Source organism: Pseudomonas sp. SWRI179, assembly GCF_014268705.1.
Classification (GTDB): Bacteria; Pseudomonadota; Gammaproteobacteria; order Pseudomonadales; family Pseudomonadaceae; genus Aquipseudomonas; species Aquipseudomonas zanjanensis.
This window is the reverse complement of sequence record NZ_JABWRA010000038.1, coordinates 24,893-37,895: the sequence shown is the minus strand read 5'-3', so window position 1 is coordinate 37,895 and position 13,003 is coordinate 24,893. Positions and strand designations below refer to the sequence as shown.

At 61.5% G+C, this 13,003-nt stretch carries 13 protein-coding genes; 7 read left to right on the top strand and 6 right to left on the bottom strand.

From position 1 onward, the window contains the following. Positions 1–61: 61 nt before the first annotated feature. Positions 62–736 carry a DNA repair protein RadC gene (gene radC, locus HU767_RS20395; protein ID WP_186706888.1) on the top strand — a complete coding sequence of 225 codons (675 nt, stop codon included), beginning with the start codon at positions 62–64 and terminating at the stop codon, positions 734–736. 147 nt (positions 737–883) lie between these two features. On the opposite strand, the gene HU767_RS20390 is transcribed toward radC, so the two are convergent. Then, on the bottom strand, positions 884–2,470 hold the full coding sequence (locus HU767_RS20390) for an ABC transporter substrate-binding protein (protein ID WP_186706887.1): 1,587 nt from the start codon (positions 2,468–2,470) through the stop codon (positions 884–886). 436 nt (positions 2,471–2,906) lie between these two features. Here HU767_RS20390 and rpmB point away from each other — a divergent pair, with 436 nt between their 5' ends. Both rpmB and rpmG read left to right on the top strand, forming a co-directional pair. Next, positions 2,907–3,140, top strand: a complete 234-nt coding sequence (gene rpmB, locus HU767_RS20385; protein ID WP_003177273.1) for a 50S ribosomal protein L28 — start codon at positions 2,907–2,909, stop codon at positions 3,138–3,140. Positions 3,141–3,151: 11 nt separating this feature from the next. Beyond that, a complete protein-coding gene (rpmG, locus tag HU767_RS20380) occupies positions 3,152–3,307 on the top strand; it encodes a 50S ribosomal protein L33 (protein WP_003177274.1) in 156 nt (51 codons plus the stop codon). Between the two features lie 76 nt (positions 3,308–3,383). Here rpmG and HU767_RS20375 read toward each other — a convergent pair whose 3' ends face one another. Both HU767_RS20375 and HU767_RS20365 read right to left on the bottom strand, forming a co-directional pair. Next, positions 3,384–3,629, bottom strand: coding sequence for an I78 family peptidase inhibitor (locus tag HU767_RS20375; protein WP_189674365.1), 246 nt, complete (start codon positions 3,627–3,629; stop codon positions 3,384–3,386). A 158-nt stretch (positions 3,630–3,787) separates the two neighbouring features. Further along, positions 3,788–4,159, bottom strand: a complete 372-nt coding sequence (locus tag HU767_RS20365) for a cupin domain-containing protein (RefSeq protein ID WP_186706885.1) — start codon at positions 4,157–4,159, stop codon at positions 3,788–3,790. 245 nt (positions 4,160–4,404) lie between these two features. Here HU767_RS20365 and HU767_RS20360 point away from each other — a divergent pair, with 245 nt between their 5' ends. Next, entirely contained in the window at positions 4,405–5,898 is a 1,494-nt protein-coding gene (locus HU767_RS20360) for an aldehyde dehydrogenase (RefSeq protein WP_186730328.1), read from the top strand. 317 nt (positions 5,899–6,215) lie between these two features. After that, positions 6,216–7,358: an MFS transporter gene (locus HU767_RS20355; protein WP_186730327.1), complete on the top strand. Its 1,143-nt coding sequence runs from the start codon at positions 6,216–6,218 to the stop codon at positions 7,356–7,358. Between the two features lie 186 nt (positions 7,359–7,544). Here the strand turns inward: HU767_RS20355 and HU767_RS20350 are convergent, their stop codons facing one another. Both HU767_RS20350 and HU767_RS20345 read right to left on the bottom strand, forming a co-directional pair. After that, positions 7,545–9,110 carry a phospholipase D-like domain-containing protein gene (locus HU767_RS20350; RefSeq protein WP_186730326.1) on the bottom strand — a complete coding sequence of 522 codons (1,566 nt, stop codon included), beginning with the start codon at positions 9,108–9,110 and terminating at the stop codon, positions 7,545–7,547. A gap of 61 nt (positions 9,111–9,171) precedes the next feature. Beyond that, the gene (locus HU767_RS20345) at positions 9,172–10,605 is read right to left on the bottom strand and encodes a PLP-dependent aminotransferase family protein (RefSeq protein WP_186706882.1); all 1,434 of its coding nucleotides are present in this window, start codon (positions 10,603–10,605) and stop codon (positions 9,172–9,174) included. Positions 10,606–10,784: 179 nt separating this feature from the next. Between HU767_RS20345 and HU767_RS20340 the strand changes: the two genes are divergently transcribed. Continuing rightward, a complete protein-coding gene (locus HU767_RS20340; protein WP_186706881.1) occupies positions 10,785–11,030 on the top strand; it encodes a DUF1127 domain-containing protein in 246 nt (81 codons plus the stop codon). Positions 11,031–11,147: 117 nt separating this feature from the next. Here the strand turns inward: HU767_RS20340 and HU767_RS20335 are convergent, their stop codons facing one another. Beyond that, on the bottom strand, positions 11,148–12,461 hold the full coding sequence (locus tag HU767_RS20335) for an FAD-binding oxidoreductase (protein ID WP_186730325.1): 1,314 nt from the start codon (positions 12,459–12,461) through the stop codon (positions 11,148–11,150). Positions 12,462–12,606: 145 nt separating this feature from the next. On the opposite strand from HU767_RS20335, the gene HU767_RS20330 reads away from it, so the two are divergent. Next, on the top strand, positions 12,607–12,960 hold the full coding sequence (locus tag HU767_RS20330; protein WP_003206850.1) for a YkgJ family cysteine cluster protein: 354 nt from the start codon (positions 12,607–12,609) through the stop codon (positions 12,958–12,960). Positions 12,961–13,003: the final 43 nt, after the last annotated feature.

The following is a 13,003-nucleotide window of genomic DNA, read 5'->3' as shown; positions in this document are numbered from 1 at the left end:
ATGGGCTACGATATCACAGCGACCGCTACGGAACAGCGGCGCCCACAATCAGGGAGATGCCATGAGTATTCGTGACTGGCCCGCGGCCGAGCGACCGCGGGAGAGGTTATTGGCGCTGGGGGCGGGGAGTCTTTCGGACGCCGAGCTGCTGGCGATTTTTTTACGCACCGGGGTGTCAGGCAAAAGCGCGGTGGATCTGGCGCGACAACTGTTGATTCAATTTGGCAGCCTGCGCGCGCTGCTTGAAGCCGATCAGATTACATTCAGCAATCATATGGGGCTCGGGCCGGCGAAGTTTGCCCAGCTGCAGGCGGCCCAGGAAATGAGTCGGCGGCACTTGGCTGAGCGGGCACGGGAAAAGACATCACTGGAAAGCCCATTCGCGGTGCGTGAATACCTCAAGTCCATGCTGCGCCACGAACCCCACGAGGTGTTCGGTTGCCTGTTTCTCAATTCCAAGCACCAGGTGCTGACCTTCGAGGCGCTGTTTCGCGGTTCTATCGACAGCGCCAGTGTCCATCCCCGGCAGGTGGTCAAGCGCGCCCTGGCCCATAACGCCGCTGCGTTGATCCTGTGCCACAACCACCCCTCCGGCAACGCCGAGCCCAGCCAGGCCGACCGTGTGCTCACTGAGCGGCTCCAGGAGGCCCTGGAGTTGATCGATGTGCGGGTGCTCGACCATTTCATCGTTGGTGATGGGGAACCGTTGTCGATGGCGGAGCGGGGGTGGATGTAGGCCGGGTCTGACGAAGCGAGGCCCTTTGTGGGAGCGAGCTTGCTCGCGATAGCGGTCGGTCAGCCAGCATTGATGTGTCTGATGCGCCGCTATCGCGAGCAAGCTCCCACAGGGACCATTGCAACTTCAAATGTCCGTGGGCTGGGGTTACTTGAGGCTGACCTTGGAGTAGTCCTGCCGCCCAAACGGGCTCACCCCATAACCCTGCACATCCTTGCGGGTAAGCGCGAAGGCAGTGGGGTGGGCCAGGGGCAGCCACAGGGCCTGCTGCTGGATCTGGGCCTGGGCCTGTTCGTAGAGCTTGGCGCGCACGCCTTGTTCGCCGGTGGTCTTGCCGGCGCTGATCAGTTTGTCCAGGTCCGGGTTGCAATAACGGGCGAAGTTGGTCCCGGACTTCACCGCCGCGCAGGAAAACTGCGGCGTGAGGAAGTTGTCCGGGTCGCCGTTGTCGCCGGCCCAGCCCATGAACAGCAGGTCATGCTCGCCGGCCTTGGCGCGGCGGATCAGTTCGCCCCATTCGATCACGCGGATTTCCGCCTGGATGCCGACTTCCGCCAGGTCCGATTGCAGCAGCTGTGCGCCAAGGCTTGGGTTGGGATTGAGCAGGCTGCCGGAAGGGCGCGTCCAGATGGTGGTCTTGAAGCCTTCCTTCAAGCCGGCCTTGGCCAGCAAGTCGCGGGCCTTGGCCGGGTCGTGGGCATAGCCCGGCAAGTGCTTGGCATAGCTCCAGGTGTTCGGTGGGTAAGGGCCGCTGGCGGCTTCGGCGGTGCCTTCGAAGACGGTCTTGAGGTAGCTGGCCTTGTCGAAGGCCAGGTTGATGGCTTGCCGCACCTCAGGTTTGTCCAGGGGCGGATGCTGGCTGTTGATCGCCAGGAACGCGGTCATGAAGGCCTCGGTCTGGGCCACGCTCAGGGTCGATTCCTGCCGGGCGGCCTGCACATCCAGCGGCTTGGGCGACAGGGCGATCTGGCATTCGTTGCGGCGCAGTTTCTGCAGGCGCACGTTGGCGTCCGGCGTGATGGCGAAGATCAACGGATCCACCTGGGGCTTGCCGCCGAAATAGGCGTCGTTGGCCTTATAGCGAATCGAGGCGTCCTTCTGGAATCGGCTGAAAATGAACGGGCCGGTGCCGACCGGCTGGCTGTTGAGTTTTTCCGGCGTGCCGGCCTGCATCAACTGGTCGGCGTATTCGGCCGAATAGATGGAGGCAAAACCCATGCTCAACGTCGCCAGGAACGTCGAGTCGGCGTGATCGAGGGTGAAGCGCACGGTCAGCGGATCCAGGGCGTCGATTTTCTTGATCAGCGCCGGCAACTGCATGGACTGGGCGTGGGGGAAGCCGCTTTGCGCGACCTTGTGCCACGGGTTCGCCGGATCGAGCATGCGTTCGAAGCTGAACTTCACGTCCTCGGCAGTCAGGTCGCGGCGCGGGGTGAAGTAATCGGTGCGGTGGAACTTGACCTGCGGCCGCAGCTTGAACACGTAGGTCAGGCCATCGGTGGAGACTTCCCAGCGCTCGGCCAGGCTGGGGACTACTTTGCCGCTGGCGGTGTCGAAATCCACCAGGCGGTTCATCAGCACGTCGGCGGAGGCATTGGTGGTGGTCAGGGAGTTGTACTGGACGACATCGAACCCTTCCGGGCTAGCTTCGGTGCAGACGCTCAGGGCGGCGGCGAATACCTGCGGGGTGATCAGCAGAGGGGCGAGCAACAACGGTAGGGCAGCGAGGCGCATGGTCGGTTTCCTGTGCAAGTCGAAGGCCCATCTGCGAGTGCAGTCTGGAAAAGGCCTACCCTAGTGGGCTCGCTGCCAAATGACTATCCCCTTTTTGCATTTTCCGGCACGCTGCGGCGACGTTTGGGTGGCCAAAACCTGTCGTATGTGAAAAAAACCTGCGTGCAGCGACGAGCGGTAAGGGGGCGCGCCAGCCTCTGTCCCCGCCGTCCCGGGCGGTTGGCCGATGATCCTCCAGGAAGACAAATCACATCGGCTGTTGTTGCACTGTGGTCTTTCTGGTATAAAGCAGCGCTCTTTTCTAGGGGCCCGGTTCCTTCACTGTAGGTGTAGCCGGTAAGACCCTTAAAGAAACGCGGCGCCTGGCGCCAAATGACTGAGAGATTAAGCGGCCAACCCATGCCGGGTTGGGCATGTGGTTTTAGAGGGCTGAGGCATGTCGAGAGTCTGTCAAGTTACCGGTAAGGGTCCGGTGACTGGGAATAACATTTCCCACGCAAACAACAAAACCCGTCGTCGTTTCCTGCCGAACCTGCAGCATCACCGCTTCTGGGTTGAAGAAGAGAAACGTTTTGTGCGTCTGCGCGTATCTGCCAAAGGCATGCGCATCATCGACAAGCGTGGCATCAGTGTCGTGCTGGCCGAACTTCGTCGCGATGGCAAGGTTTAAGGGAGCTAATCATGCGTGAATTGATTCGTTTGATCTCGAGCGCCGGTACTGGTCACTTCTACACTACCGACAAGAACAAGCGTACTACCCCGGACAAAATCGAGATCAAGAAATATGATCCGGTTGTTCGCAAGCACGTGATCTACAAGGAAGGCAAAATCAAGTAATTGATTTTTCCCTTCTTACGAAAAAGGCCCGTATCGCGAGATACGGGCCTTTTTTGTTGTGTTTTGGTCCTGTGGATCAACCGCATTTAATGCCGACGATGATTCCGTCGACATCCGTTACAAGGTTGATGCGTCGCGGGCGCAGATCGTAGGTTATAGGGTGTTTCGGGCCTGCGGGGCGAACCTGGGCCCCGTTGGCCAGCGCGCGAACTTCTTCACGCAGCTCGCGGGTGTATTTTTGGCCAATGGTGTACTGGGCGATAGCGATATCGCACTGGTCGTCTGGCATCGGCACGACAACGGTGTCGTTTTGATTCGGCATTTCTAGCTTCCTTGCTGATCGTTAAAAAGAAAAGGCACTCACCGGTTGGGTTGGTCGCGCATCCTGCGCGTCCCGCTGCGACGATAAATTGCGCGGTGCCTATGGCAGGTTTTAATCGTCACCGTGGCGATTGACCAATGATTAAGTGTCACGGTCTTTTACGGCGCGGTCTTGGCCTGTTCAAACACCACATAGATCTTGCGGCACGGCTCCAGCACTTCCCAGGTGCCCTTGAACCCGGCCGGAATCACGAAGCGGTCGCCGGCCCGCAGGGTCTTGGCGTTGCCGTCATTGTCCCGCAGCACGGAAACGCCCTGGACGATCTCGCAGTATTCATGCTCGGTGTAGTTGACCGTCCACTGGCCAATGGCGCCTTCCCACACGCCAGCGTTCATTTGCCCACAGGGGCTGCTGTAGTGGTTGAACACGGCTTGCTCGGGATCGCCCTTGAACACCTTGGCCGGGTCCGGGCGATAACGTTCGGCGGTGGTATTGGCCTGGCTGAAGTCGACGATGTCCTGAATGCTCATGCGGGTGATCCCCAGTGATCGCTTGGAAAGGCCTCGAGTCTATGTTTATTAAAACGAACATCGCAAGGCCGTTTGCCACCGCTGTGTCAAATATATTGAAACATGACCAGCCGCTGGTTTAGGGTGGCGGGTGCCCCGTACCAATTACAGCGCCGAACAGCGCCGAAAGCAGGCTGGCCGGGCAGAATTCTTTTGAGCGCTGCGCATTGCGCGGCGTTCGTACTCAATAAGAGGAGGACACACGCATGACCACCCTGACTCGTGCCGATTGGGAACAACGCGCCCGCGACCTGAAAATCGAAGGCCGCGCCTTCATCAACGGTGAGTACACCGATGCGGTGTCCGGCGAAACCTTCGATTGCCTCAGCCCGGTCGATGGCCGCCTGCTGGGCAAGATCGCCAGCTGCGACGTGGCCGACGCCCAGCGTGCCGTCGAGAATGCCCGCGCCACTTTCAACTCCGGCGTCTGGTCGCGCCTGGCGCCAAGCAAGCGCAAAACCACCATGATTCGTTTCGCCGGCCTGCTCAAGCAGCATGCCGAAGAGCTGGCCCTGCTTGAAACCCTCGACATGGGCAAGCCGATCAGCGACTCGCTGAACATCGACGTGCCCGGCGCGGCCCAAGCGTTGAGCTGGAGCGGTGAAGCCATCGACAAGCTCTACGACGAAGTGGCCGCCACGCCGCACGATCAATTGGGCCTGGTGACCCGTGAGCCGGTGGGTGTCGTGGGCGCGATCGTGCCGTGGAACTTCCCGCTGATGATGGCCTGCTGGAAGCTCGGTCCGGCGTTGTCCACCGGTAACTCGGTGGTGCTCAAGCCGTCGGAAAAGTCCCCGCTGACCGCCATCCGCATCGCCGCGCTGGCGATCGAGGCCGGCATTCCGAAAGGCGTGCTGAACGTGCTGCCAGGCTACGGCCACACCGTCGGCAAGGCCCTGGCCCTGCATATGGACGTCGATACGCTGGTGTTCACTGGCTCGACCAAGATCGCCAAGCAATTGATGATCTATTCCGGTGAATCCAACATGAAGCGCATCTGGCTGGAAGCCGGCGGCAAGAGCCCGAACATCGTGTTCGCCGATGCTCCGGACCTGCAGGCCGCGGCCGAATCCGCTGCCAGCGCCATCGCCTTCAACCAGGGCGAAGTCTGCACCGCCGGCTCGCGGCTGTTGGTGGAGCGTTCCATCAAGGACACGTTCCTGCCGCTGGTGATCGAAGCCCTCAAGGGCTGGAAGCCGGGCAACCCCCTGGACCCGGCGACCAACGTCGGCGCCCTGGTGGATACCCAGCAGATGAACACGGTGTTGTCCTACATCGAGGCCGGTCACAGCGACGGCGCCAAACTGGTCGCCGGTGGCAAGCGCATCCTTGAAGAAACCGGCGGCACTTATGTCGAGCCGACGATTTTTGACGGCGTGAGCAATGCCATGAGGATCGCTCAGGAAGAGATTTTCGGCCCGGTGTTGTCGGTCATCGCCTTCGACACCGCCGAGCAGGCCATTGAAATCGCCAACGACACGCCGTATGGCCTGGCTGCAGCGGTATGGACCAAGGACATCTCCAAGGCTCACCTCACCGCCAAGGCCCTGCGCGCCGGCAGCGTATGGGTCAACCAGTACGACGGCGGCGACATGACCGCACCGTTCGGTGGCTTCAAGCAATCGGGCAACGGTCGCGACAAGTCGCTGCATGCGTTCGACAAATACACCGAGCTGAAGTCGACCTGGATCAAGCTCTGACACGGGCGGCCCCGGACCCTGTCCGGGGCTCCATGCCGTGCTGATTCCTTTGTGGGAGCGGGCTTGCTCGCGAAAGCGGTTTAACATTCAGCAGCTAAGTTGACTGGCACTCCGCCTTCGCGAGCAAGCCCCACATTGGTTGAGAATGAGCGGAAGATTGGCGGTCGAAACAGATCCCCTGTGGGAGCGAGCCTGCTCGCGATAGCGGTATGACAGTCGACGACTTTGTTGAATGTTGCTCCGTCATCGCGAGCAGGCTCGCTCCCACATTTGTTTTGCGTAGGGCTTGAAACATCACTGTCCACAGGAGCGTGGAAATGCGTTGGGCAACCTATTTCGCCGTGTTGGCGTCTGTCCTGAGCGTCGGCCTGGCCCTGGGCGTGAGCATGCCGCTGGTATCGCTGCGCCTGGAGGGCTGGGGTTATGGCTCGTTCGCCATTGGCGTGATGGCTGCGATGCCGGCCGTGGGGGTGTTGCTTGGGGCCAAGGTGTCGAGCCGTCTGGCGGCGCGGTTCGGCACGGCGGCGTTGATGCGCCTGTGCCTATGGGGTGGGGCAGTGTCCATCGGGCTCTTGGCGCTGCTGCCCAGTTATACAGTCTGGTTGCTGTTGCGCCTGATGATCGGCGTGGTTCTGACCTTGGTGTTCATTCTGGGTGAAAGCTGGATCAATCAGTTGGTCATTGAAAAATGGCGTGGACGGCTGGTGGCGCTATACGGCAGTAGCTACGCCCTGAGCCAGTTGTCTGGCCCGCTGCTGCTGGGCGCCCTGGGGACCGATCATGACTACGGGTTTTGGGTGGGCGTTGGGCTGTTGTTGATCGCACCCTTGTTGCTGCTGGGCCGTAGCGGTGCACCCAGCAGTGAGGCCGGCAACGTCACGTTCAGTGATTTATGGGCGTTCTGCCGCGGCTTGCCAGCGATTGCCTGGGCGGTCTCGTTGTTCGCTGCGTTCGAGGCGATGATCCTCACCTTGCTGCCCGTGTATTGCCTGCGCCAGGGCTTCACGGCTGACATCGCGCTGGCGATGGTCAGCACCGTGGTGGTCGGCGATGCCTTGCTGCAGTTGCCCATCGGTGCCCTGGCCGATCGTGTGTCTCGCCGGGCTCTGTTGACGGGATGTGCGGTGGCATTGATGTTATCGAGCCTGGCGGTTCCGCTGCTGATCGATACCCTGCTGATCTGGCCGCTGTGGGTGCTGTTCGGCGCCAGCGCGGGCGGTTTGTTCACGTTGTCGCTGATCCTGATCGGCGAGCGTTACCGCGACGATGCGCTGGTAAGGGCCAACGCCCATGTCGCACAATTGTGGGGGCTCGGTTGCCTGGTCGGCCCGCTGGTGGCGGGGGCGGGCAGCCAATGGATCAGCGGCCATGCGCTGCCTTTGTTCATGGCGGCCGGGGCGTTCGGGCTGGTGATCCTGCTGGTTCGCCAGGGGGCGTTTGGGAGCACCCAGCCCGCTTGAACACCCGAAACCCTGTAGCAAGGGGGCTTTTGTGGCGAGGGAGCTTGCTCCCGCTCGGTTGCGCGGCAACCGCAAAGCCGGGACTGCTTCGCAGTCCAGCGGGAGCAAGCTCCCTCGCCACAAAAGCGGTCTGCCACAAGGCAGGCTGTCCACAAAAGGTCTGCCACAAAAGCGACCTGTCCGCCTCTAAAGCATCCGCTCCAGTCCGATCGTCGTGCTGAACCAGGCATTGAACCGGCGCCACCAACTGCCCGGTTCTCGGGCCAGGTCGTGGGTCTGGCCGTTATCTTCGGTGGTCCACACAAGCGTTCCATCTTCCAGCCTCGCCTGGTAGCTCAAGGCCGGCGCCATGCCTTGCAAGGCCAGCTCACGGACTTGTCCGGCGAGTTCAGGGCTGTCCACCAGCACGCCGACTTCGGTGTTCCATAGCACCGAACGCGGGTCGAAATTGAACGAGCCAATGAAGGATTTCTGCTGGTCGAAGATGATCGCCTTGCTGTGCAGGCTGGAGTCCGATTCGCCGTAGGACTTGCTGTAGAACAAGTGAGCGCTGCCGCCGGTGTCGCCCGGTTGCCGTCGCAACTCGAACAGGCGCACGCCATGTTGCAGCAGGGCCTTGCGGTACGGCGCGTAGCCGCCGTGCACGGCGGGCACGTCGGTGGCTTCCAGGGAATTGGTCAGCAGGCTCACCGACACACCGGCGTCTGCGCGACTGGTCAAGTACACCAAGCCTGGCTGGCCGGGGACGAAGTAGGCGGAAATCATGATCAGTTCTTTGCGGACGCCCGTCAGTTCGGGGGCCAGTTGGGTGGTCAGCAATAGCTGCGGGTCCGGTTCACCCTTGGCCAGCACTTTACTGGGCGCGTCCCACAGCGCCTGGTTCCAGGCCCAGATCAACTGGTCGCGCCACGTATCCAGGCGCGGTTGGGTCTTGTAGGCAGTCAATTGCTGGTAAAGCGCGTGGTTTTCCTTGTGGGTCTGCTCCAGCGACTCTTGCAGGCGCAGCCGACTGTTGGCCAGGTCCTTGGGCGTGGGGCGATGGGACAGGAACTGTTCGATGGGTTTGCTCAGGGCGCTGTTCCAGTACTGGTCGAAACTGTGGCCCAATTGTTCGGCCACCGGGCCGACGCCGAGCAGGTCGATGTCGGTGAAGTTCAGGTTGGGTTCGGCGTCGAAATACTCATCGCCCAGGTTGCGGCCGCCAACGATGGCCATGCTGTTGTCGGCCAGCCAAAGCTTGTTGTGCATCCGCCGGTGTTGCAGCGACAGGTTGAACAGGCGCCCGAGGCCACGGGTCACGCCGGTAGCGCGTCCGAGGTGCAGCGGATTGAACAGGCGGATCTGGATCTGTGGGTGAGCGGCAAGGGTCGCGATGATCTGGTCGAGGCCATCGCTGGTGGTGTCGTCCAGCAGGATCCGCACGCGCACGCCGCGGTCGGCGGCCTTGAGCAATTCATCCACCAGCATTCGCGTACTGATGCCGTCGTGGACGATGTAGTACTGCAAGTCCAGGCTGCCTTGGGCGTTGCGAATCAGCTCGGCTCGGGCGGTAAAGGCCTCGGTGCTGTCCGATAGCAGCCGAAAGCCTGAGCGTCCTTCGTGGGGCGCGGCCTGGGCCTGGACCGAGCGGCCGAACGAGGATTCGGCGGCGGGCAAGGCCTGGGAGGGCTCACGGGTGACATCAAGACCGGCGCAGCCGCTCAGCAGTGAGGCGACTAACAGCAACGCAGGCAGGATCGGTCTGGATCTCACGTAGGATCGTTCCGCTTGTTGGTGGTGATCGGCTGTTGGGTGCTGCTTCCCTGGTTAACGTTCAGACGACATCGCGCTGGGTTTCGTTCAACAGTGCGATGGCGGCCGCTCCGACCTTGCGCACAGCCTCTTCGATCTGGGCCGTTGGCTTGGCAGCGTAGTTCATCCGCAGGCAGTTGCGGTACTTGCCCGATGCCGAAAAGATGCTGCCGACGGCGACCTGTACGCCTTGGTCCAGCAGGACTCGATTGAGCTTCAGTGTATCGAAGCCGTCGGGCAGTTCCACCCACAGCATGAAGCTGCCCCGCGGGCGGCTGGCACGGGTACCCGCTGGGAAATAGCGGCTGACCCAGTCAATCATTGCGTCGCGATTGCGCTGGTATTGCGTGCGCATCCGCCGTAAATGGGGTTCGAAGTGCCCGCCCTTGAGAAACTCGGCAATGGCGATCTGCGGCTGTGGCGCGGTAGAGCCGGTGCTGATGTATTTCATGTGCAGCACCCGCTCCAGATACCGGCCTGGCGCGACCCAACCAATGCGCAGGCCAGGCGCCAGGGTCTTGGAAAACGAACTGCAGAGTAAGACGCGGCCGTCTTCATCGAACGACTTGATGGTGCGTGGGCGAGGGTAGGTGTAGGCCAATTCCCCATACACATCATCTTCAATAATCGCCACGTCGAAGCGTTGCGCCAGGTTCAGCAGCGCGCGTTTATTGGCGTCGGGCATGATGTAGCCCAATGGGTTGTTGCAGCTGGGAGTCAACTGTATGGCCTTGATGGGCCATTGCTCCAGGGCCAGTTCCAGCGCATCCAGGCTGATGCCGGTAAGCGGGTCGGTGGGGATTTCCAGGGCTTTCATGCCCAGGCCCTTGAGGGTTTGCATGGCCCCGTGAAAGCTGGGTGAGTCCACCGCGACGATATCGCCTTGTTCGCAGGTGGCGCGGATGCTGACCGACAGGGCTTCATGGCAGCCGGTGGTGACGATCAGGTCATTGGGGCCCAATTGGCAGCCGGAGTCCAGCGACAGCCGGGCGATCTGCTCGCGCAACGCGAGGTTGCCGTAGATGTTGTCGTAATACAGGCCCGGCATGTCTTGTCGGCGGCTGATCTGCGCCAGGCTGCGTAGCAGCGGTTTCATGGTCGGCGAATGGATATCCGGCATGCCTCGGCCCAGTTGCACCACGTCCGGGCGCGGCACGGCGCGTATCAGTTCCAGCACCTGGTCCCATTGGGAAATGTCCACGGGGCGCTGGGCCGGGCGGCCAATCACCGGCAGGTCCGGCAGTTCACGGCTCACGGGCACGAAATAACCTGACTTGGGTCTCGGCATCGCCAGCCCGCTGTCCTCCAGCACGCGATAGGCCTGCTGCACCGTACTCAAGCTGACCCCGTGCTCCGTGCTCAATGCCCGTACAGAAGGCAGCCGGTCGCCAGGACGGTAGAAGCCCTGTTCGATGCGGGTGCCGAGCAGTTCGGCGAGGTTCACATAGAGGGTCATGGTGTGCTCCCGATGAGAAGGACAACTGCAACCAATACAGTTGGATTGGAAAATGATGATTCAGTACCCGAAGTACCTAATCTGTATGCTTATAAAAGAATTAGGTTGAATCTGTATTGCTTTTTGCCGTCCGCGCATCATGAAACCTCTGGCTACCCAAGTAAACAGGAGCGATCAAAATGAACGGCTTGAGCGATGTGCGGCTGACGTTACACAGTCAGGAACTGGCGGCAGGGCAAGAGAAAGGGCTGCGCAGCGCGACATTGCGCAATGCACCGTCCGGCCTCGGTCGCTGGGGCCTGTTCTGGCATCGTCTGCATACACGCAAGGCCTTGCTGGAACTTACACCCGAACAGTTGCATGACGTTGGGCTGAGCCGAGAGCAGGCGCGGGAGGAGGGGCTGAAACCGTTCTGGCGGCTTTGACGTGATCAAGAACCTGTGGCGAGGGAGCTTGCTCCCGCTGGGTTGCGCAGCGACCCTACGATTTTGCGGTCGCTGCGCAACCGAGCGGGAGCAAGCTCCCTCGCCACGGTTGTTGGGCTAGACCAACTCTTTCAACCGATGCCACAACATCCCCAACGCCAACAACGGCGAGCGCAAATGCTTGCCACCCGGAAAGGTCATGTGCGGGACCTGGGCGAACAGGTCGAAACCGCTGCTCTGCTGCCCGCTGATGGCTTCGGCCAACAATTTGCCGGCCAGGTGCGTGGCATTCACGCCGTGGCCGGAATAGGCTTGGGCGTAATACACATTGGGTTGGTCCTTGAGCCGGCCGATCTGCGGCAAGCGGTTGGCACCGATGCCAATCATCCCGCCCCATTGATAGTCGATTTTCACGCCCGCCAACTGCGGGAACACCTTGAGCATCTTCGGATGCATGTAGGCGCCAATGTCCTGCGGGTCGCGGCCGGAATAGTGACAGGCCCCGCCGAACAACAAGCGACGATCGGCCGAAAGCCGGTAGTAATCCAATGCCACCCGTTGGTCGCAGACCGCCATGTTCTGCGGCAACAACGCCTGTGCCTGCGCCTGGCTCAAGGGTTCGGTGGCGATGATGTAGCTTCCGGCCGGCAACACTTTACCGCCGAGTTGCGGGTTGAGTCCGTTGAGGTAGGCGTTGCAGCCCAGTACCAGCGTCTTGGCGTGGACCGAGCCCTGTTGGGTGTGCACCTTCACTTCAGGGCCGTAGTCGATACGCGTGACCGCCGATTGCTCGAACAGCCGGACTCCCAGTTGCTGCGCGGCGGCGGCTTCGCCCAAGGCCAGGTTAAGCGGATGCAGATGGCCCGAGCCCATGTCGATCAATCCGCCGACGTAGCGATCCGAGCCTACGACGCTGTGCATTTCGTCGGCTTGCAGCAGTCGGGTCGAGTGGCGATAACCGAGGCTGCGCAGTTCTTCGGCGTCTTCGGCGAAGCCTTCCAGATCGCTGGGTTTGTTGGCGAGGTCGCAGTAGCCCCAGGTGAGGTCGCAAGGAATCTGGAAGCGCTCGACCCGCTGCCGAACGATTTCCACCGCCTCAAGGCCCATGAGCTTCATCTGGCGCACGCCGTCGGTGCCGATGATGGGCGCGAACTGGTCGAGGCCATGGCCGACGCCACGGATCAATTGGCCGCCGTTGCGCCCGCTGGCGCCCCAGCCGATCCGGTGCGCCTCCAGCAGCGCCACGCTCATGCCGCGTTCAGCCAGTTCGATCGCCGTGTTCAACCCGGAGAACCCGCCGCCAACGACGCAGACGTCCACCCGCAACTCCCCCTGCAACACCGGATGGTCCGGTTGCGGCAGGCTGCTGGCGGCGTAGTAAGAGGCGGCGTGCGCGTGGTTCGGGACAGGTTGCTGAACACGGGCGTTCATGTGCGTAATCCTGATTGTTCTGTTTGAGAAATTTTACGGAGCATAAGCCGGGGATTCCTCCTCGGGCAACACCGGTCGGTTGGCGCTGTCTGGTCCGCGGCTTTTAAGGCAGAATCCCGGACAGTCCTTCTCGGTAACCGTCTCGATGAGCTGCAACAGTCAAAAAATTCGCACGCTACGCCAGCAGATTCCCTCGTTCGAGTGCGTACCGGGCTGCCATGACTGCTGCGGTCCGGTCACCACCTCGCCCGAGGAAATGGCCCGCTTGCCCCGCAAGACCCGCGCCGAACAGGATGCGGCCATGGAAGCGCTCGACTGCGTGCACCTGGGGCCCAACGGTTGCACGGTCTATGACGAGCGTCCGCTGATCTGTCGGCTGTTCGGCACCACGGCGACCTTGCCGTGTCCCAATGGCCGGCGACCGGTGGAACTGATTCATCCGCGTGTGGAGAAGCAGATTCATGAATATATGGCCAGCACTCGGCAGGTGTTGGTCTAGCGGTCTGGCATACCGAGTCGCGGCTTTCGCGAGCAGGCTCGCT

Excerpts from the sequence above, each read along its gene's own strand:
- radC (WP_186706888.1), top strand. The coding sequence starts at position 62 with ATGAGTATTCGTGACTGGCCCGCGGCCGAGCGACCGCGGGAGAGGTTA.
- HU767_RS20390 (WP_186706887.1), bottom strand. The coding sequence starts at position 2,470 with ATGCGCCTCGCTGCCCTACCGTTGTTGCTCGCCCCTCTGCTGATCACC.
- rpmB (WP_003177273.1), top strand. The coding sequence starts at position 2,907 with ATGTCGAGAGTCTGTCAAGTTACCGGTAAGGGTCCGGTGACTGGGAAT.
- rpmG (WP_003177274.1), top strand. The coding sequence starts at position 3,152 with ATGCGTGAATTGATTCGTTTGATCTCGAGCGCCGGTACTGGTCACTTC.
- HU767_RS20375 (WP_189674365.1), bottom strand. The coding sequence starts at position 3,629 with ATGCCGAATCAAAACGACACCGTTGTCGTGCCGATGCCAGACGACCAG.
- HU767_RS20365 (WP_186706885.1), bottom strand. The coding sequence starts at position 4,159 with ATGAGCATTCAGGACATCGTCGACTTCAGCCAGGCCAATACCACCGCC.
- HU767_RS20360 (WP_186730328.1), top strand. The coding sequence starts at position 4,405 with ATGACCACCCTGACTCGTGCCGATTGGGAACAACGCGCCCGCGACCTG.
- HU767_RS20355 (WP_186730327.1), top strand. The coding sequence starts at position 6,216 with ATGCGTTGGGCAACCTATTTCGCCGTGTTGGCGTCTGTCCTGAGCGTC.
- HU767_RS20345 (WP_186706882.1), bottom strand. The coding sequence starts at position 10,605 with ATGACCCTCTATGTGAACCTCGCCGAACTGCTCGGCACCCGCATCGAA.
- HU767_RS20340 (WP_186706881.1), top strand. The coding sequence starts at position 10,785 with ATGAACGGCTTGAGCGATGTGCGGCTGACGTTACACAGTCAGGAACTG.
- HU767_RS20335 (WP_186730325.1), bottom strand. The coding sequence starts at position 12,461 with ATGAACGCCCGTGTTCAGCAACCTGTCCCGAACCACGCGCACGCCGCC.
- HU767_RS20330 (WP_003206850.1), top strand. The coding sequence starts at position 12,607 with ATGAGCTGCAACAGTCAAAAAATTCGCACGCTACGCCAGCAGATTCCC.